A 19,863-nucleotide genomic window follows, 5' to 3' on the forward strand; every position below is an offset into this window, starting at 1 on the left:
ACTCACTTCCTCAAGTCGCCGTGCAGCAACGCCTCCAGCGTTGCGCGCGCCCCGCGGGTATGCAACCAATCCAGCGCCCAGGTATAGGCCTCGACGAAGCGAGGTACCCGTGCCAGATCCCCGAACAGCGCCGCGTTCTCGATGAAGGCGATCGGATCTAGCCGCTGCGACCGCGCGAGGGGCACCAGCGACTCCGCCAAGTTGTCGACGACCTCGATCGGTTCGCCGCGCTCGTCGACCGCCTCGGCGTAGCGGGCCCAGCTTGCCACCGTCGCCGCTGCCAGCCGGATGGGTCCGCCGGTGAGCAGGTTGTCGCGGATCACCGGGAGCAGCCATTTCGGGATGCGGTCCGAGGAGTAGGCGCACAACCGCGCCACGGTGTCGCCGACCCCCGGGTTGGCGAAGCGCTCGATGAGCCCGCGGGTGTAGGCGCGCAGATCGATGCCGGGGACCGGCCGCAGTGTCGGCACCGCTTCGGAATCGAAATAGGCCAGCAGGAATTCGGCCAACAACGGGTCGCGCGCCGCATCGTTCACCATGCGATACCCGCACAGCGCGGCGAAGTAGCACAGGCACTGGTGACCGGCGTTGAGCAGCCGTAATTTCATCGACTCGTACGGGCCGACGTCGTCGACCAGCAGCACACCCGCCTCGTCCAGCGGCGGCCTGCCGTCGGCGAAGTCGTCCTCGAGCACCCACGCGGCGAACGACTCGGCCACCACCGGCCATTCGTCGGCGATGCCGAAGTCGCGCTCCACCGCGGCCACGAGGTCCGGGGTGGTGACCGGTGTGATGCGGTCGACCATCGAACACGGGAACCGGGCGTCCTCGGTGATCCAGTCGGCCAGGCCCGGCCGCATCAGTTCGGCGTGCGCGATGACGGCCTGGCGCGCGACCTCGCCGTTGTGCTCGATGTTGTCGCACGACACGATCGTCGGCGCGGTGATGCCGCGGTCGCGACGCCTCGCCAGGGCCTCGACGATCAGGCCGAACACCGATTCGGGGTCTCTGACCTGATAGCCGCCCTCGGTGATCGTCATCGAGATGATGCGGGTCGTGGGTGCGGCCAGCAGTTCGATCGTCGCCGGCGGGTCGTCGGGCGCGTATCGGTAGTCGACGATCGACCCGATCACCCGCGCGTCCCGGTGGCCGTCGGGGTGTTCCAGGATCAGCGTGTACAAGCCGTCCTGGGCGTGTAAGACATCCCTCATTCGGCGGTCGGCCGGCAGCATCCCGAGCCCGCAGATGCCCCATTCCCGCGCCAGACCCCGCTGCAGCAACCTGTCGATGTACATCGCCTGATGTGCCCGGTGAAAGCCGCCGACACCGAAATGCGCGATACCGACCTGGATGCCGTCACGCTCATAGGTTGGCGTCGCGATCGGCAGTTGGCTCAGGGTGGCGCTGTTCAGCCGAACCACAGTGACGACGGTACCGTGGTCGACTGACGACGAAGTACGTTGACAGCATGGGTACCGCGGCTTCCAGGGCGCAGGCGCGGGTCAAGCTGACCAACGCCGACAAGGTGCTGTACCCCGCCACCGGAACCACCAAGGGTGACGTCTTCGACTACTACACGCGCATCGCCGAGGCGATGCTGCCGCACATCGCCGGGCGCCCGGCAACGCGCAAGCGCTGGCCCAACGGCGTCGAGGAGCCCTCGTTCTTCGAAAAGCAGCTGGCGTCGTCGGCGCCCGACTGGTTGCCGCGGGCCAGCGTGACCCACCGGTCCGGAACGACGACGTATCCCATCATCGACAGCCTCGACGGCCTGGCCTGGATCGGGCAGCAGGCGGCGCTGGAGGTGCATGTGCCGCAGTGGCGGTTCGTCGCCGAATGGACCCGAACCGGGGCGCAAGAACTCAAGCCCGGCCCGGCGACGCGATTGGTGTTCGACCTGGACCCGGGCGACGGCGTGACGATCGCGCAGCTGGCCGAGGTGGCTCGTGCGGTGCGGGATCTGATTGCCGACATCGGGCTGACCACCTTCCCGCTCACCAGCGGCAGCAAGGGGCTGCACCTCTACACGCCGCTGGACCAGCCGGTGAGCAGCAGGGGCGCCTCGGTGTTGGCCAAACGCGTTGCGCAGCAACTGGAAAAGTCGATACCCAAACTGGTCACGGCGACCATGACCAAGAGCCTGCGGGCGGGCAAGGTGTTCCTGGACTGGAGCCAGAACAGCGCGTCGAAGACCACCATTGCGCCCTACTCGCTGCGCGGCCGGGAGCATCCGACGGTCGCGGCACCACGCAGCTGGGAGGAACTCGACGACCCCGCGTTAAGCCAGCTGCGTTACGACGAAGTGCTTTCCCGGGTCGCCCGCGACGGCGACTTGCTGGCAGCCCTACACCACCCGGATGCCCGCATGCCCAGCCCGGATCGGCTGACCAAGTACCGCAGCATGCGCGACGCCTCGAAGACTCCCGAACCCGTGCCTACGACGAAACCCGCTACCGGCCATGACAATACGTTCGTTATCCAGGAACACCACGCCCGCCGGCTGCACTACGACTTCCGGCTGGAGCGAGACGGCGTGCTGGTGTCATGGGCGGTGCCGAAAAATCTACCCGAGACCACATCGGTGAACCACCTGGCGGTGCATACCGAGGATCATCCGCTGGAATACGGCACGTTCGAGGGCAACATCCCCAACGGCGAGTACGGGGCGGGAAAGGTGATCATCTGGGATTCCGGCACCTACGATACCGAGAAGTTCCGTGATGACGAGGTCATTATCAATTTGCACGGCAGCCGGATCTCCGGTCGTTACGCATTGATTCAAACCAACGGTGACCAATGGCTGGCGCACCGGATGAAGGACCAGAGGGCCTTCGAGTTCGATGCGATCACACCCATGCTCGCCACGCACGGCTCGGTCGCGGCCATGAAGGCGAATCAATGGGCCTTCGAAGGGAAGTGGGACGGCTACCGGCTGCTGGCGGACGCCGATCACGGCGACCTGCGGCTGCGGTCCCGCAGCGGTCGCGACGTCACCAAGGAATATCCCGAATTGCGTTCGCTGGCAGCCGATCTTGCCGAGCATCACGTGGTGCTCGACGGCGAGGCGGTCGTTTTGGACAAGTCCGGTGTGCCCAGCTTCCATGAGATGCAGAACCGGGGCCGCGGTGCCCGCGTCGAGTTTTGGGCTTTCGACCTGCTCTACCTGGACGGCCGCTCGCTGCTGCGGGCGAAGTACCAAGACCGGCGAAGGCTGCTGGAAACTCTCTCCAACGCAAGCAATCTCATCGTTCCCGAGTTGCTGACCGGTGATGGCGCCGAGGCGCTCGAATACTCGCGCAAGCAACGCTGGGAGGGCGTGATCGCCAAGAAACGCGACTCAAGCTATCAGCCCGGCCGGCGTTCGGCATCGTGGGTCAAGGACAAGTATTGGAACACCCAGGAGGTCGTCATCGGTGGCTGGAAGGCTGGAGAAGGCGGACGTACCAGCGGCATCGGCTCGCTACTGATGGGCATCCCCGGCGCCGGCGGACTGCATTTCGCGGGGCGGGTGGGTACCGGCTTCACCGAACGCGACCTGGCGAACCTGAAGAAGACGCTGGCACCGCTGCACACCGACCGATCTCCTTTCGACGCCCCGCTTCCCGCGCGCGACGCCAGCGGCGTGACGTTCGTCGAGCCGGTTCTTGTGGGGGAGGTGCGCTACAGCGAATGGACCCCGGATGATCGTTTGCGCCAATCGAGTTGGCGCGGGTTGCGGCCGGACAAGAAACCAGGTGAGGTGGTGCGCGAATGAAATGGGTTACCTATCGCGGCGGTGATGGCGAACGCGCCGGAGTGCTCTCCGGTGAAACCATCTACGCGATGCCGCCGGGCGTGACGCTGCAAGACCTGATCGGTCGGGGTGCTGACGGGCTGCGGCAAGCCGGCGAGGACGCGTTGCGCTCGCCGTCGGCGGTAGCGCAACTCGACCAGGTGACGTTGATGGCGCCGATCCCGCGGCCGCCCTCGATCCGGGACTCGTTGTGCTTCCTGGACCACATGCGCAATTGCCAGGCCGCGTTGGGTGCCGGGCGGGTGCTCGCCGATACCTGGTACCGCATCCCCGCGTTTTACTTCGCCTGTCCGGCTACGGTTTTCGGTCCTTACGACGACGTCCCGGCGGCTCCCGGAAGTGCCTGGCAGGACTTCGAATTGGAGATCGCTGCGGTCATCGGAACGAACGGTAAAGACCTGACGGTCGAGCAAGCCGAACAGGCCATCATCGGCTACATGATTTTCAACGACTGGTCCGCACGAGACCTGCAGCAGATGGAGAGCCAACTTGCGATCGGGCAGGGCAAGGGTAAGGATAGCGGAGTCACGTTGGGCCCGTACCTGGTGACACCCGACGAGCTGGAGCCCTACCGCAGCGACGGCAAGCTCGACTTGCAGGTGACCGCCCTGGTCAACGACACGGTGATCGGTTCCGGGTCGACCGCCCAGATGGACTGGACCTTCGGCGAAGTCATCTCCTATGCCTCGCGGGGCGTGGCGCTCACCCCGGGCGACGTCATCGGCTCCGGCACGGTGCCGACCTGCACGCTCGTCGAGCACCTCAGCCCGACAGCGCTGGAATCGTTCCCCGGCTGGCTGCACGACGGCGACGTCGTCACGCTCCGGGTGCAGGGACTGGGGGAGACCCGGCAAACCGTCCGCGCCGGCCGCGCACCGCACCCGTTGGCCGCGCGGCCCAACCCGGACGCCGCACCAGCCGCCGCTCGGATCAACCGGGCGCCCGCGAAGGTGCCCTACACCCGCGGGCTGCACGAAGTCGCCGAACGGGTTTGGGCTTGGACGCTGCCGGACGGCGGCTATGGGTGGAGCAACGCCGGGCTCGTTGCCGGCGACGGAGCCTCCCTGCTCGTCGACACCCTTTTCGATCTCGCGTTGACCCGCGAAATGCTCACCGCGATGAAGCCCATCACCTCTTCCGCGCCCATCACCGACGCCCTGATCACCCACTCCAACGGCGACCACACGCACGGCAACCAACTGCTCGACCGGTCGGTGCGGATCATCGCCGCCCAGGGCACCGCCGACGAGATCGCGCACGGGATGGCCCCCGAGATGCTGGCCATGGCGCAGACCGCCAACCTCGGCCCGGTCGCGACACCCTACGCGCGAGATCGATTCGGGCACTTCGACTTCAGCGGCATCGAGGTGCGTAACGCCGACCGGACGTTTGACCGCGACCTCACCATTGAGGTCGGCGCGCGGCGGATCGATCTGCTGAATCTGGGTCCCGCTCACACGGCGGCGGATTCCGTCGTGCACGTGCCCGATGCGGGGGTGCTGTTCGGCGGCGATCTGCTGTTCATCGGCTGCACCCCGATCGTGTGGGCCGGCCCGATCGCCAACTGGGTCGCGGCGTGCGACGCGATGATCGCGCTGGACGCGCCGACGGTGGTGCCCGGCCACGGTCCGGTCACCGATCCGGATGGGATCCGCGCTGTCCGTGGATATCTCGCGCACGTCGCCGAACAGGCCGAGATCGCCCACCGCGAGGGCTTGTCGTGGGCCGAGGCCGCCGAGACCATCGACCTCGGCGAGTACGCGACCTGGCTGGATGCCGAGCGGGTCGTCGTCAACGTCTATCAGCGGTACCGCGAACTCGGCCCGGAGACCCCGCAACTGGAGATACTGGCCCTGCTGGTGATGCAGGCCGAGTGGCTGGCCAAGCGGTCTGCGTGAGCCGCGAGCCGAACCCTGAAGCGCGCCGAGTGTGGGCCCTAAGCACGACTATTGCCTTGAATTCGTCCATAGGCCCCACGGTCGTCGGCTCAGATCGGGCTAGGTTCGAATCGCGCGCACGAAACTGATCGTGGCCGCTGGGGCCTGTTGGTCGGCCTGCTGCAGTTCCGGCAGCCCGGCGGCGGCGAAGAGGTCGGTGAGCTCGTACCTCGCCGTTTCCCACCCGTTGGCTTGCAGCTGAGCGGCGACGTCGGTGTGCTCGCCCGGGTAGGTCAAGTCGGCGATGTCCATATCGAGCCCCTGCCGTCGCCAGCCCTCGGCCATCAGCCGCGCCTGTTCCCGCGACGCCTCGGAGGACCCGGCGACCATCCCGTAGTCGGCCGCCAACCGGCTGCCCTCGCTAGACAGCGGGGTGATGGAATCCAGCAACCGAATCTCGGCCTGCGGCGGGAGAAATCCGATGAGTACTCCCTCGGCGAGCCACGCCGTAGGTTGAGCGGGGTCGAAGCCGGCCTCCTGCAGTGCCGCCGGCCAATCTTCTCGGAGATCGATTCCAACCGTGCGGAGCTCGGCGGTCGGGGCCGCGCCGATTTCCGCCAGTGTCGCGGTCTTGAACGCGATCACCTCGGGCTGGTCGATCTCATAGACCGTCGTCCCGGTCGGCCACGAAAGCCGATACGGGCGGGCATCCAGCCCGGACGCCACGATCACGACCTGGCGCAGGCCGGCCTTACCGGCCGCCGCGAAATAGTCGTCGAAAAACCGGGCGCGGGCGGCGAAGGTGTCGACCATCCGCGGAAATCCGACGCTCTTCTCGATGTCATCGGAATCGAGTTCGCCGCTGGCCAACTTGGTGAACACGTCCAGCCCGACGGCGCGGACCAGCGGCTCGGCGAACTTATCGGTGATGACCGGCTGTGAATTTCTGGTCGCGGCTGCCCGGGCCGCGGCGACCATGGTGGCGGTGGCTCCAACGCTGTTGGCCAGGTCCCACGTGTCGCCCTCGGTTCGTGCCATCGTTTCTCCTTCGATTGTTCGACAAAATCCACCGTAGGCCGGGCCGGTGAACACCCAAGTCGCCTACGGTTTTGGTATGGCCGCTGTCGAATTGGAAACCCTCGAGGACAACATCGCCGGTGTCACACTGAACCGGCCGGAGCGCCTGAACGCGATCGACGGATCGCTTATCGACGGCATGGACAAGGCCCTCGACGCCCTCGACGCGCTCGGCGGGGGCGATTTCAGGGTGGCGATCCTGACCGGCGCCGGACGCGGATTCTGCGCCGGCGCCGACCTGAGTGGCACGGGCGAGCCATGGACCAAGGTGAAACCGACGACCCCGCCGTTCAAGACCAATTACGACGCCCAGGTGCGCCTGGCCGACCTCTTCACCCGGCTCTACGAGCTACCCATTCCGGTGATCGCGGCGGTCAACGGTGTCGCCGTCGGGGGTGGTCTGGCGTTCGCGCTGGTTTGCGATATCCGGGTCGCCTCCGAACATGCCCGGTTCGGGTCGGTGTTCATCAAGGCCGGGTTCTCGTCGATGGACATGGGCACCAGTTACCTGCTGCCGAAGATCGTCGGCGCCGGGGTGGCGCGAGAACTCATGCTGACCGGCCGCATCATCGACGCGTCCGAGGCCTATCGCATCAAGCTGGTACACGAGGTGGTCGCGCCGGATGACCTGATGCCGGCGGCGCTGGCGCTGGCCCGTTCGATCGCCGCGAACAACGCTTACGGCGTATGGCAGACCAAGATCGGCCTCAACGCGGCGCTGGACGCGCCCAGTTTGCGGCATGCCATCGAGCTGGAGAACCGCACTCAGATCCTGAGCGGCTTCACGAATAATCCGGTCGAGGCCGCCAAGGCGCACCGGGAGAAGCGCGCTCCCCAGTGGGATCCGCTGTAGCGGTTAGACCTTCGCTATCACGTTCTCCGCGAACATCTCCAGGTTGCGGATCTTGGTCTCCAGCGGCTCGGTGTCTTGACCCGTGATGTAGGGGATGCGGAAGCCGACGATGACGTCGGTGACGCCCTTGTCCTCGAGTCGCTTGACGCCGTCCGTGGTAAAGCCGTCCACCGAGATCACGTGGATCTCGAACGGGCCGGTCTTACCCTCTTCCTCGCGATAGTGCTTGAGCTTGGCCAGCAGCCGGTCGAGTTCTTCAGGGTCGCCGCCGCCGTGCATCCAGCCGTCCAGGCGCGCCGCCCGGCGCAGCGCGGCGTCCGCGTGCCCGCCGATCAGGATCGGAATCGGCTTGGTAGGGGCCGGGGTCATCTTGGTCTTGGGGATGTCGTAGAACTCGCCGTGAAATTCGAAGTACTCACCGGAGGTGAGGCCTTGGATGATCTCGATGCATTCGTCCATCCGCTTGCCACGCTTGGCGAACGGGACGCCCAGCAGCTCGTAGTCCTCGGGCCACGGGCTGGTGCCCACCCCGAAACCCACCCGGTTGTCGGTCATTGCGGCCAGGGAACCGATTTGCTTGGCGACCAGCACCGGCGGTCGGATGGGCAATTTGAGGACGAAGAAGTTGAACCGCAGCGTCGAGGTCACCGCGCCCAATGCCGCTGTCAGCACGAACGTTTCGATGAACTCCTTGCCGTCCAGGAACTCGCGATTGCCGTCGGGTGTGTACGGGTATTTCGAGTCGGATTCGAAGGGGTAGGCGATGCTGTCGGCAATCGTCATGGCGTGGTAGCCGGCCGCCTCGGCCGCCTTGGCCAGCGGCACGTAGAACTTGAAGTCGGTCATCGCCTCTGCGTAAGTAAACCGCACGTCATCTCCCTTCCTCGAATGGGCCGTAACACGACATTAGAACGTGTTCTAATTTGGCCCGCGCCCGGGTCGCCCGGCTGAAGCCGAATTGCCGAGCTCCTCAGCGCACCGTTCCGGCGCGCATCGTCGCCCGGCTGAAGCCGAATCGCCGACCTCCTCAGCGCACCGTTCCGGCGCGCATCGTCGCCCGGCTGAAGCCGAATTGCCGACCTCCTCAGCGCACCGTTCCGGCGCGCATCGTCGCCCGGCTAAAGCTGGTTTTCGGGCCCGATGACCGCCCAAACCGTTTTGCCGTTCGAGGTGGGAGTGCTGCCCCACGCGCGTGACAACGCGTCGACGATCGCCAGGCCGGAAATGTCGATGCCCTTCTTGGGCACCGGCAGCCGCAGGGCGGGGGCGTTGCTGCCGTCGGACACCGCGATGACCGCCGTTGCGCCATCGGTCTCGACCCGCATCACGGGGACGCTTGCGGTGTGTTCCAGCACGTTTTCCACGAACACATTGACAATCACCAACGCGACCGGGATGAGCGCGGATTGCGACCAAGCGGTGAGCCACTCACGGACCAGCCGGCGTGACTCGCGAAGGCTGGTCAGGTTCGCCGGCAGTTCGGCATTGGCGTGCCGAACGGGGCGACGCGTGAGGCGACCGAGCGCCTTCATCGCTCCTTTCTCGGTCGAGTACACCGGCATGAAGCGGGTGACCCCGGTGCGGGTGATCGCTTCGCGGGCCGCGCGATGAGCGCAGACCAGCAGGATCGGGATGTCGGGCCGGGTATGCACCTGCCAGCGCGCGCCGATGAGGGTTGACCACGTCGATTCCGCGGGCACCTTTACGGCGGAGACGTCGATGATGAGGGCCGAGGGCTCGTCGAGTGTGGCCTTCATGATGATGTCGCGCAGCGCCGCGGAATTGCCGGTCTCGAGCACACCTTCGACGGTCAGGATGACCACCGACTGATCCGTTCGCGTCGCAACGGCCAGCGAGCTCGGCGACTCAGCTACCGCGCTCACCGCAGCCACCCCTTTCCGTTCAGGGCTTCATCCTCATCCTCGCCGACCGCGACCCGCGAACCGCTGGCGTGCGAGCGCGCCTGTCCTATGAGAAATTTAGGCGTCCGCATTCCCATCTTGCTCGAGAACGGATGCGACGTCGTGATCTCGCTTTTCGACCCCGTCCTGTCGTCCGGTTGCATCCCTGCTCCTCGATTTCCCCGCCCGGCTGACTGCCAGGTCCCCGCCCCCTCGGCGGCAGAAGCTATAACCCTCAACTAAGCGGCATCGATGCCGTCAGAAATCACAGGATGCGGTGGTCCACCCGTGCCCCGACCCACCGCCCGTCCGGAGCACCGACCGCCACAACGCCGCACATGCCGTTCTCGTCTACTCGTCTGTCGCAGCACGCACCCGCGCCGGAGTTACCCAGTCCGGGATGGAGTTAGCGATTCGCGACTACCCACACGGAACAACCGTCAAACCTGAAAAATGCCGCAACACGCAGCAGAATGCGCCGCCGGTTCGGTGTCAGCTCAGCGCGTACGGCGGAGCGCCCACGCCGGCGACCGTGTGCGTGCCCCACGGTGTCTTCTCGATGATGCGCGCGGGCGCACTGCGCTCGCCCACCGTCAGTGTCGCCGTTCGTGCCTGTTTGAGTTCCTCATCCGGTAGGGGCTGCGATAGGGAACCGAAAACTGTGCCCTGCCAGTGGTAACGGCCGTCGATCGGATCCAGGCGACCGGCGAGCCGGACGCGCACCGGGTGGCGGGTGCCGGCTATCTCTAGCGTCGCCGCGCCGTCGTAGGCGCCATCGCCTTTCGGCGCGCTGGATGAAAGGTCGAAGGCTGCCGCCACCGAAGGGGGCTCGGTGGGTTTCAGTTGGGCGCGCTCGTTGAACACCCGCTGGCTGCTACCGCGCACCTCGATGCGGCTGCTGGTCGTGCGCTCCATGAGCTTTAGGCACTCGACGACATAGCGTGCCTGCGCGCCGATATCGGGCCCCGTGATGAAGAAGTAGTTCGGAAAGCCGCGAAGAGCCACCCCGAAGAAGGGCTCCATGCCGTCGTCCCAGGCCTGCCGGACGGTCAGTCCGAGGGCGCCAACAAGCGTGTCGTCGGGGGCCTGTCCGGGAATCGAATACCCGGTGCCGTAGATGATGGCGTCGACGCGGTGGTCCACGCCATCGCTGGTGCGGATGCCCGACGGGGTCACCGCCTCGATCGCCGAACCTGCCAGCGCGATCGAGGGCCGCTCGGCGGCTGGTCGGGTGTGGCGGCGCAGCCAGCGTTTGGCGCGGGTTGGCCACAGCGGCAGTTCGGTGACAACGCGGCGAGGTGCGTGGGCGAAGACGGTGACCGATGCCGCTGTTTCGATCAGCCGTCCCATGTGGTGGCCGGCGGCGGCGTCGGTGCCGACCACCGCGATGCGCTTACCGGACGGATCGAAATCGGGGTCCCACGCCGCGGCATGAAACGACTCGCCGAGGAAGTCGTTGCGTCCGGCGATGTCCGGTACCCACGGGACCTGCACCGGTCGGCAGGCGGCGACGACGGCATGAGCGCGGAAAATCTCGCCGCCGGCCGTTGTCAGCAGCCAGGTATCGGTGTCGTCGTCGAACCTCGAACTCAGGACCTCGCACCCGGGCCGCAAGTGGTCGTCGGGGGCAGGCCCGGGCGCCTTGTCGAACGTCACGACGTCGGTGACGCCCGCTGCCAGCAGTGCCGCCCGTGCGCTCCAGCCGCCAGCTCCCGCGCCGATGATGATTATGTGGTGGCAGGGCTCGGCGAAGCCGGGCGTCCGGTTCACAGAAACCTGCTGCGCTTCCAGCCGCGGCGCGCGATCGGGCCCATCAGGCCCACCTCGGTCAAAAACGCCGCTAGTGGAGCGAAGCCGGCAATCTGCATCTCGCGGCGGTGCTCGCTGCTGCGCGCGATCTTGCGCGCTCGCTTTGCGTCCAGGCCCGTCCGCGCGTATGGGATCGGATTGCTGAACAAGTAGTTGAAGAAATACCCGCCAAGCCCGTTGATGTTGGCCATGAACCATCGGTTGAACCGAGGCATTTCGGCGACACGCTTTCGCGCGCCATCGCGCGCGAACTGAATGTGGCGGGCCTCTTCGGTCACGTGAATTCGCATGAGCCGCTGGATGATTGGCTGCAGTTCCGGATCATCCATCATCTGCCGTTGCAGCGAGTCGAAGATTTCTTCGCCGATCAACGCGGCCACCCACAGCATCGAACCCCGCTGGAACGCCAGCGGAAGCATGTTGATGATCATCCGGTGGATCAGCCGAGGGCGCACCGGCTTGGCGCCGATGCGCTCGATCGCCCGGCCGAACATGACCATGTGGCGGGTCTCGTCGCCCAACTCGGTCAGCTTGTAATGCGTCGACTTGCTGGTGGGGTCTTCGTGCAGGATGGTGCGCAGCAACGATTGGTTGAGCGTGTTCTCGAACCAGATCCCGGCCGACAACGTGTTGACCAGCTCCTGGCGGGACAGTTCGATTTGTTGCTCGCGGGTCATCTCGTCCCAGATCGGCGTGCCGTACAGCGACACCACCCGTGGCGGCAGATAGAACTTGTCCGGGTCGAGTGGGGCATCCCAGTCGATGTCGACGACGGGCTCATAGGACTTCTTGACCGAGCCCTTCAGCAAACGGTCCGAGAACTCTTCGCGACTCGGCCCGGTCGGCTTTACCGGAGTGGTCATCGCTGGTGTCCCTTCAGTGCTTCAGACGTTGGGGAGATCACAGATAGTTGATACCTATGGTATCGGGTACCTCGGGTCTCGACTAGATGTTTGAGGGTTTCAATTAGGTTGACTGACACCGGGCGTTGCGCGCAATGGGACTCGGCTCTGCGGCGATTTAGCGTCAGGAGGCATCAGGAGGCAATAGTGAGTCGGCACATCCACGTCATCGGCATCGGCGCCGGCGACCCCGACTACCTGACCGTTCAGGCGATTGCGGCGCTCAACGACACACAGGTGTTCTTCGCGATGGACAAAGGCGAGGCGAAAAGCGACCTGGTGGCGCTGCGACGGCAGATCTGCGAGCGGTATATCCGCGAGCCGGGCTATCGATTCGTCGAGCTGCCCGACCCGAAGCGGTCGACCGACACCGATTACCGGGACGCGGTTTCGGATTGGCACGCGGCCCGTGCGCGGATCTGGGCGACGGCCATCGCCGCCGAGCTGGGGCCCGATGGCGTCGGTGCCTTCCTCGCCTGGGGCGACCCGTCGCTGTACGACAGCACGCTGCGCATCCTCGAGGCGGTCGCGGCCGAGGTCGATTTCAGCTTCGACGTCATTCCGGGAATCACCGCGGTGCAGGCGCTGACGGCTCGGCACCGCATCCCGCTCAACGAGATCGGTGAACCGGTGCTGATCACCACCGGCAGGCAGCTGCGCAACCATGGCGTCTCGGGCTCGGCCTCCGGATCCGTCGTCGTGATGCTCGACGCCGACTGCTCCTTTCAGCTGTGCCCGCCCGGCACCCGGATCTGGTGGGGGGCCTACCTAGGCACCGACGACGAGTTGCTGGTGGCGGGCACCGTGGGCGAGGTCGGCACGCGCATCGCGGCGCTGCGGGCCGAAGCCCGCGCCCGGCACGGTTGGATCATGGATACCTATCTACTTGGGGCTCGCGGGTGAACGCCCGGCTCGATGGACACCTCATCATCTCGATCGGCAGACTGAATACGTGCCCGAACTCCCCGAGATCGAAGCGCTGGTCGACCATTTGCGGCGGCACGCCGTCGGGTTGACGATCGGTCGCGTCGATGTCGCCGCCCTGTCCGTGCTGAAAACCTTCGACCCGCCGATCAATGCCCTGCACGGCCAGACCGTCGTCGGGGCCGACCGGTGGGGCAAGTACCTGGGCTTGCGGGCCGGAAACTTGACGTTGATCGCCCATCTATCGCGCGCGGGCTGGTTGCGGTGGTCCGACAAACTTGCCGCGGCGCCGCTTCGCCCCGGCAAAGGCCCGATCGCGTTGCGCGTTCATCTGGGCACCCCGGGTAGCGCACCCGGCTTCGACCTGACCGAGGCCGGCACCCAGAAGCGGCTGGCGGTGTGGCTCGTCGACGACCCGCAGCTCGTGCCTGGCATCGCCGCCCTCGGCCCCGACGCGCTGGACCTCAGCCCCGAAGACCTGGCCGGGCTGCTGGCCGGCAACGCCGGGCGGATCAAGACCGTCATCACCGACCAGAAGGTGATTGCCGGCATCGGCAACGCCTACAGCGACGAAATCCTGCACGTCGCCAAGATCTCGCCCTTCGCGACGGCCGGCAAGCTGTACGACGAACAGCTCACCGCGCTGCACGACGTCATGATTTCGGTGCTGACCGACGCGGTAAGCCGGTCCGTCGGCCAGGGGGCCGCCATGCTCAAAGGGGAAAAGCGCTCCGGACTCAGGGTGCATGCCCGCACCGGGCTGCCCTGCCCGGTGTGCGGGGATACCGTGCGCGAAGTGTCGTTCGCGGACAAGTCTTTTCAGTACTGTCCGACGTGCCAGACCGGCGGTAAGGTGCTGGCCGACCGGCGCATGTCGCGGCTGCTGAAATAATTTCGCTCGAGCGTCGACTCGTTGTGCTGAGGACCGCGATTCTGGCCCAGCAACTCGACGTTGGGCGGTCGGTCGATATGCTGCCCGGGTGACTCGTCAGAAGATCCTCATCACAGGTGCCAGCTCGGGCCTGGGCGCCGGCATGGCGCGTTCCTTCGCCGCCAAGGGCCGCGACCTGGCGCTGTGCGCCCGTCGCACCGATAGGCTCGATGAGCTGAAAGCCGAACTCTCGCAACGGTATCCAGATATCAAGATCGCGGTCGCCGCGCTGGACGTCAACGACCACGAGCAAGTGCCCAAGGTATTTGCCGAACTCGGCGATGAGCTTGGCGGCATCGACCGCGTGATCGTCAACGCCGGCATCGGCAAAGGAGCGAAGTTGGGCTCCGGCAAGGTCTGGGCGAACAAGGCGACTATCGAGACCAACCTGGTGGCTGCCCTCGTGCAGATCGAAACCGCGCTGGAGATGTTCAACAAAGCCGGTTCCGGCCATTTGGTGCTCATCTCGTCGGTACTGGGCAACAAAGGCGTGCCGGGCGTCAAAGCCGCGTACGCGGCAAGCAAAGCCGGAATGCGCTCGCTGGGTGAATCGCTGCGCGCCGAATACCCGAAAGGCCCCGTCAGGATCTCGGTGATCGAGCCCGGCTACATCGAGTCGGAAATGACGGCCAAGTCGAACAGCACAATGTTCCTGGTGGACAACGAAACTGGTGTCAGGTCGTTGGTCGATGCGATTGAGCGCGAGCCTGGCCGGGCGGTGGTGCCGTGGTGGCCGTGGGCGCCGCTGGTGCAGCTGATGCGGGCGCTGCCGCCCCCGCTGACCAAGCGGTTCGCCTAAGCCTTTTGCCGCGAGCGTGCGTGTCTGTACGCGACACGCCGCACGAGCGCGTACAACTGCGCACCCTCGCGGCGACTAGTCAGCTGGTGCGGCCGCGTTCGGTCCGGTAGCGACGAACCAGCGCATCGGTCGAGCTGTCGGACTGTCGCGCGGGCGAGGCGTCGGCGGTAATTACCGGAAGCAGCGCCTTGGCCTGGGTTTTGCCCAGCTCCACACCCCATTGGTCAAAGGAGTCGATGCCCCAGATCACACCTTCGGTGAAAACCTGATGCTCGTAGAGCGCGATCAACTGGCCCAGCACCGACGGGGTGAGCCGGTTGGCCAGAATCGAGGTCGACGGCCGGTTGCCCGGCATCACCTTGTGCGGCACGATGTGGGCGGGCGTGCCTTCGGCGGCGATCTCTTCGGCGGTTTTGCCGAACGCCAGCACCTGGGTCTGGGCGAAGAAGTTGCTCATCAACAGGTCGTGCATGCTGCCGGTGCCTTCGACGGTGGCAAGGTCGTCGATGGGCTGGCTGAAGCCGATGAAGTCGGCCGGCACCAATCGGGTGCCCTGATGCAGCAACTGATAGAAGGCGTGCTGGCCATTGGTTCCCGGTTCGCCCCAGAAGATTTCGCCGGTGTCGGTGGTGACCGGTGTGCCGTCGGCGCGTGTCGACTTGCCGTTGGATTCCATGGTCAGCTGTTGCAGATAGGCCGCAAAACGTGCCAAGTCGTTGGAATACGGCAGCACGGCGCGCGATTGCGCACCCATGAAGTCGGAGTACCACAGTCCGATGAGGCCGAGCAGGGCGGGTGCGTTGGACTCCAGCGGGGCGGTCTTGAAATGTTGGTCGACGATGTGGAATCCGGACAGAAAATCGGCGAACGCTTCCCGGCCGATGGCCGCCATCACCGAGAGCCCGATCGCCGAATCGACCGAGTAGCGCCCGCCGACCCAATCCCAGAACCCGAACATGTTGTCGGTGTTGATACCGAAGTCGTCGACCAGGCGCCTGTTGGTCGAGACGGCCACAAAATGCTTGGACACCGCACCGTCGCCGAGCGATTCGGTCAGCCAGCGACGCGCGGCTGTCGCGTTGGTCAGCGTCTCCAGCGTGGAGAACGTCTTCGACGCGACGATGAAAAGTGTTGTGGCAGGGTCGAGGTCGGCGAGCGTCGCGATCAGGTCGGCGGGGTCGACGTTGGAGACGAACCGCGCCGAAATTCCCGCGTCCGCATAGTGGCGCAGCGCCTGGTAGACCATTGCCGGACCCAGGTCCGACCCGCCGATACCGATGTTGACGACGGTGCTGATCCTTTTCCCGGTGGCCCCAGTCCATTCACCGCTACGTAGCCGGTCGGTGAATTCGCCCATGGCGTCCAGCACCGCATGCACGTCCTCGACGACGTTCCTGCCGTCGAGGACCAGCTCGGCGTCGCGGGGCAACCGCAGCGCGGTGTGCAATACCGCGCGATCCTCGGAGGTGTTGATGTGCACACCGGAGAACATCTGGTCGCGATGCTCTTCGAGGTTAGCGGTGCGCGCCAGATCGACGAGCAGTTGCAGCGTCTCTCGGGTTATCCGGTGTTTGCTGTAGTCAATGTAGAGGTCGCCGACCGTGACGGTGAGTTCGCGTCCGCGATCGGGATCGTCATCGAAGAACTGGCGTAGGTGGGTTTGGCCGATTTGTTCGTGATGCCTGCGCAGGGCTTCCCACGCCGGGGTGGCGGTGATGTCAGGGATGGTTTGCACGGAGGTCATGGTTCGACCCTAGTGCGGTCTGGCGCCACGGAGCCAGGTCTAAAGGCCGCCCTCGTGGCGGCGGTTACCCCGCCGAGTCAGTGGCCGAGCCGGCCTCTGCCGAGCCGCAATAGCAGCATCGCCAGATCCTTACCTTCGGGACCGAGCTCGCTGTAGCGTTCGATGACCTTCATCTCGCGGCTGTGAACCAGCCGAGTGCCGCCGGAGGCCATTCGCACCTTGCCGATCGCCTGGGACACTTCGGCGCGCCGCTTCACCGCGGCGAGGATCTCGGCGTCCAACCGGTCGATCTCCTGGCGCAACGCTTCGATGTCGGTGGGTTGGGATTCGACCATCTCAATGTTCATCTCTGCTAACTCCGCGTTCTCTTGATGTGGGGGTTCTGGTCTCATCCGTTATCGGACCTCACAAAAGAGACGAGCCCCGAATCCGGAAGCGGACCACGGGGCTCTGCGAAGGCAGCTAGACCACGGGCACCGCTGGCCGGTACCCGTAGAAAAATCGGCGCCACGACTCGTGGGTCGAGAACTGCCGATGGCACTGCGCGTTGAGCACCAACCGAGTGTGCCACTAAGGACCGTGACCACGCAAAAACGATGCGGGCAGCCGTCCTTGACGGTTCAGGGTATCCGCGCCTCGGCACGCCGGCCCGGTCGCGCCGCAGCCTGGCGGCCGGCGTCGGCGGGCGGCGGTAAATTTGGACCGACATGAGCGTGTACGCGACCGATGCCAAACCCGCCCCCGAAGCAGAGCAGCTGCTCGACGGGCTCAACCCGCAACAGCGCCAGGCGGTGGTGCACGAGGGTTCGCCGCTGCTGATCGTGGCCGGCGCGGGCTCGGGCAAGACGGCGGTGTTGACCCGGCGCATCGCCTACCTGATCGCCGCGCGCGGCGTCGGGGTCGGTCAGATTCTGGCCATCACCTTCACCAACAAGGCCGCGGCGGAGATGCGGGAACGCGTGGTACGGCTGGTCGGCAACCGGGCCCGCGCGATGTGGGTGTCCACGTTTCACTCGACCTGTGTGCGCATTCTGCGCAACCAGGCGTCACTGATCAAAGGCCTCAACTCCAACTTCTCGATCTATGACGCCGACGATTCGCGGCGCCTGCTGCAGATGATCGGTCGCGACATGGGCCTGGACATCAAGCGCTACTCGCCCCGGTTGCTTGCCAACGCCATCTCCAACCTGAAAAACGAGTTGATCGACCCCCACCAGGCCGTGGCCAAGCTGTCGGACGCTTCCGACGAGTTGAGCCGCACGGTTGCCTCCGTCTACGGCGAATACCAGCGACGGCTGCGGGCGGCCAACGCGCTGGACTTCGATGACCTGATCGGGGAAACCGTCGCGGTGCTGCAGGCCTTCCCGCAGATTGCCCAGTATTACCGGCGTCGATTCCGGCACGTCCTGGTCGACGAATACCAGGACACCAACCACGCACAATACGTGTTGGTGCGGGAGTTGGTCGGTCGCGACGCCCCAGAAGCGCAAGCATCATCGGACGACGTGCCGCCCGCCGAATTGTGCGTGGTCGGCGACGCCGATCAGTCGATCTATGCGTTTCGCGGCGCGACCATCCGCAACATCGAGGACTTCGAACGCGATTACCCCGACGCGACAACCATTCTGCTGGAACAGAATTACCGCTCGACGCAAAACATTCTGTCTGCGGCTAACTCGGTGATCGCCCGCAACAGCGGGCGCCGTGAGAAACGACTGTGGACCGATGCCGGCGCCGGTGAGCTGATCGTCGGCTATGTCGCCGACAACGAGCATGACGAGGCCAGGTTCGTGGCCCAGGAGATAGATGCGCTCGTCGAGCGGGGCGACATCACCTACAACGACGTCGCCGTGTTCTACCGCACCAACAACTCGTCGCGCTCGTTGGAAGAGGTGTTCATCCGCGCCGGGATTCCGTACAAAGTCGTTGGGGGAGTGCGCTTTTACGAGCGCAAGGAGATTCGCGACATCATCGCCTACCTGCGGGTGCTGGACAACCCCGGTGATGCGGTCAGCCTGCGGCGCATCCTCAACACGCCGCGTCGGGGCATCGGCGATCGCGCGGAGGCTTGTGTGGCGGTGTACGCCGAGAACACCGGCGCCAGTTTCGCCGATGCCCTGGTGGCCGCGGCCGAAGGAAAAGTGCCGATGTTGAACACCCGCGCGGAGAAGGCGATCGCGGGTTTCGTCGAGCTGCTTGACGACCTGAGGGGGCGCCTCGATGACGATCTCGGAGATCTGGTCGAGTCCGTGCTCGAACGCACCGGGTACCGCAGAGAGCTGGAGTCCTCCACCGATCCGCAGGAGTTGGCCAGGCTGGACAACCTGAACGAACTGGTCAGCGTCGCACACGAATTCAGCACCGACCAGGCCCTTGATGCCAGCGAACCGGCCGCGCTGGAGGCCGATAACGAAGACGTGCCGGACACCGGCGTGCTGGCGGCGTTCCTGGAACGGGTGTCGCTGGTCGCAGACGCCGATGAAATACCCGAGCACGGTGCCGGTGTGGTCACCCTGATGACGCTGCACACCGCGAAGGGTTTGGAGTTCCCGGTGGTATTCGTCACCGGCTGGGAGGACGGGATGTTCCCGCACATGCGGGCGCTGGACGATCCCACCGAACTCTCCGAGGAGCGGCGGCTTGCCTACGTCGGCATCACCCGGGCCCGTCAGCGGCTGTATGTGAGCAGGGCCGTCGTCCGCTCGTCCTGGGGGCAGCCGATGCTGAACCCGGAATCGCGGTTCCTGCAGGAGATCCCGCAGGAGCTCATCGACTGGCGGCGCAGCGCCCCCGCGCCGTCATACAGTGCGCCGGTGAGCGGTGCCGGCCGGTTCGGGACGCCGCGTGCGGCGCCGACCCGCTCGGGGGCAAGCAAACGCCCGCTCCTGGTGTTGCAGCCCGGCGATCGGGTTTCCCACGACAAGTACGGGTTGGGCCGGGTTGAGGAAGTCTCCGGCGTCGGCGAATCGGCAATGTCGCTGATCGACTTCGGCAGCGCAGGGCGGGTGAAGCTGATGCACAATCACGCGCCACTCAGCAAGCTCTAGAACGCCGTTCGGCGCAACAAGGTGCAGTCCGGCAAACGCTCGCTACCCCTGCAGCCAGCGTTTGGTCTGCGGGTGCATACCAGCGCAACGCTGGCGATCGGCAGCACCCAAAGGGTGTACACGATCCACGCGACGCGGGCACCCGCGATGAACACGCCGCCGTAGGTCAGCACCGCGACCACCGCGCCGGCCACGATGAGGTAGCG

At 65.7% G+C, this 19,863-nt stretch carries 16 protein-coding genes and 2 pseudogenes; 8 read left to right on the top strand and 10 right to left on the bottom strand.

Features of this window, described 5'->3' with window-relative positions:
- Window positions 1-2 precede the first annotated feature (2 nt).
- Window positions 3-1,421: a mannitol dehydrogenase family protein gene (locus ACLP4W_RS25135; RefSeq protein WP_442390101.1), complete on the bottom strand. Its 1,419-nt coding sequence runs from the start codon at window positions 1,419-1,421 to the stop codon at window positions 3-5.
- 47 nt (window positions 1,422-1,468) lie between these two features.
- Here ACLP4W_RS25135 and ACLP4W_RS25140 point away from each other — a divergent pair, with 47 nt between their 5' ends.
- Window positions 1,469-3,754 carry an ATP-dependent DNA ligase gene (locus ACLP4W_RS25140; protein WP_442390102.1) on the top strand — a complete coding sequence of 762 codons (2,286 nt, stop codon included), beginning with the start codon at window positions 1,469-1,471 and terminating at the stop codon, window positions 3,752-3,754.
- The gene (locus tag ACLP4W_RS25145; RefSeq protein ID WP_442390103.1) at window positions 3,751-5,691 is read left to right on the top strand and encodes a fumarylacetoacetate hydrolase family protein; all 1,941 of its coding nucleotides are present in this window, start codon (window positions 3,751-3,753) and stop codon (window positions 5,689-5,691) included. The genes ACLP4W_RS25140 and ACLP4W_RS25145 overlap by 4 nt, the downstream gene beginning before the upstream one ends.
- 99 nt (window positions 5,692-5,790) lie before the next feature.
- Here ACLP4W_RS25145 and ACLP4W_RS25150 read toward each other — a convergent pair whose 3' ends face one another.
- On the bottom strand, window positions 5,791-6,708 hold the full coding sequence (locus tag ACLP4W_RS25150; RefSeq protein WP_442390104.1) for a class I SAM-dependent methyltransferase: 918 nt from the start codon (window positions 6,706-6,708) through the stop codon (window positions 5,791-5,793).
- A gap of 76 nt (window positions 6,709-6,784) precedes the next feature.
- Here ACLP4W_RS25150 and ACLP4W_RS25155 point away from each other — a divergent pair, with 76 nt between their 5' ends.
- Entirely contained in the window at window positions 6,785-7,600 is an 816-nt protein-coding gene (locus ACLP4W_RS25155) for an enoyl-CoA hydratase/isomerase family protein (RefSeq protein WP_442390105.1), read from the top strand.
- Between the two features lie 3 nt (window positions 7,601-7,603).
- Here the strand turns inward: ACLP4W_RS25155 and ACLP4W_RS25160 are convergent, their stop codons facing one another.
- The 5 genes from ACLP4W_RS25160 to ACLP4W_RS25180 form a co-directional block, all read right to left on the bottom strand.
- Window positions 7,604-8,470, bottom strand: coding sequence for an LLM class flavin-dependent oxidoreductase (locus tag ACLP4W_RS25160; protein WP_442390106.1), 867 nt, complete (start codon window positions 8,468-8,470; stop codon window positions 7,604-7,606).
- A gap of 248 nt (window positions 8,471-8,718) precedes the next feature.
- Entirely contained in the window at window positions 8,719-9,492 is a 774-nt protein-coding gene (locus tag ACLP4W_RS25165) for an STAS domain-containing protein (protein ID WP_442390107.1), read from the bottom strand.
- Window positions 9,480-9,665 (bottom strand): hypothetical protein, encoded by a 186-nt coding sequence (locus ACLP4W_RS25170; protein ID WP_442390108.1) that lies wholly within the window; start codon window positions 9,663-9,665, stop codon window positions 9,480-9,482. The genes ACLP4W_RS25165 and ACLP4W_RS25170 overlap by 13 nt, the downstream gene beginning before the upstream one ends.
- Window positions 9,666-9,993: 328 nt before the next feature.
- Entirely contained in the window at window positions 9,994-10,971 is a 978-nt protein-coding gene (locus ACLP4W_RS25175) for a DUF4873 domain-containing protein (protein ID WP_442390117.1), read from the bottom strand.
- 296 nt (window positions 10,972-11,267) lie between these two features.
- On the bottom strand, window positions 11,268-12,173 hold the full coding sequence (locus ACLP4W_RS25180) for an AurF N-oxygenase family protein (protein WP_442390109.1): 906 nt from the start codon (window positions 12,171-12,173) through the stop codon (window positions 11,268-11,270).
- A gap of 186 nt (window positions 12,174-12,359) precedes the next feature.
- Between ACLP4W_RS25180 and cobF the strand changes: the two genes are divergently transcribed.
- The 4 genes and pseudogenes from cobF to ACLP4W_RS25200 all read left to right on the top strand — a co-directional run bounded on the left by cobF (window position 12,360) and on the right by ACLP4W_RS25200 (window position 14,866).
- The gene (gene cobF / locus ACLP4W_RS25185; protein WP_442390110.1) at window positions 12,360-13,115 is read left to right on the top strand and encodes a precorrin-6A synthase (deacetylating); all 756 of its coding nucleotides are present in this window, start codon (window positions 12,360-12,362) and stop codon (window positions 13,113-13,115) included.
- 49 nt (window positions 13,116-13,164) lie between these two features.
- Window positions 13,165-13,407, top strand: a pseudogene (locus ACLP4W_RS25190) (DNA-formamidopyrimidine glycosylase family protein); the annotation flags it as partial.
- 153 nt (window positions 13,408-13,560) lie between these two features.
- Window positions 13,561-14,028, top strand: coding sequence for a zinc finger domain-containing protein (locus tag ACLP4W_RS25195; protein WP_442390118.1), 468 nt, complete (start codon window positions 13,561-13,563; stop codon window positions 14,026-14,028).
- A gap of 88 nt (window positions 14,029-14,116) precedes the next feature.
- A complete protein-coding gene (locus ACLP4W_RS25200) occupies window positions 14,117-14,866 on the top strand; it encodes an SDR family oxidoreductase (protein ID WP_442390111.1) in 750 nt (249 codons plus the stop codon).
- Window positions 14,867-14,945: 79 nt separating this feature from the next.
- Here the strand turns inward: ACLP4W_RS25200 and pgi are convergent, their stop codons facing one another.
- Both pgi and ACLP4W_RS25210 read right to left on the bottom strand, forming a co-directional pair.
- Entirely contained in the window at window positions 14,946-16,610 is a 1,665-nt protein-coding gene (gene pgi / locus ACLP4W_RS25205; protein ID WP_442390112.1) for a glucose-6-phosphate isomerase, read from the bottom strand.
- 77 nt (window positions 16,611-16,687) lie between these two features.
- Entirely contained in the window at window positions 16,688-17,002 is a 315-nt protein-coding gene (locus ACLP4W_RS25210) for a chorismate mutase (RefSeq protein ID WP_442390113.1), read from the bottom strand.
- 315 nt (window positions 17,003-17,317) lie between these two features.
- Here ACLP4W_RS25210 and pcrA point away from each other — a divergent pair, with 315 nt between their 5' ends.
- On the top strand, window positions 17,318-19,657 hold the full coding sequence (pcrA, locus tag ACLP4W_RS25215; protein WP_442390114.1) for a DNA helicase PcrA: 2,340 nt from the start codon (window positions 17,318-17,320) through the stop codon (window positions 19,655-19,657).
- Here the strand turns inward: pcrA and ACLP4W_RS25220 are convergent.
- Window positions 19,654-19,863 (bottom strand): annotated as a pseudogene (locus tag ACLP4W_RS25220) (hypothetical protein); the annotation flags it as partial. The gene pcrA and the pseudogene ACLP4W_RS25220 overlap by 4 nt on opposite strands.

Source organism: Mycobacterium sp., from assembly GCF_052145595.1.
GTDB lineage: Bacteria > Actinomycetota > Actinomycetes > Mycobacteriales > Mycobacteriaceae > Mycobacterium.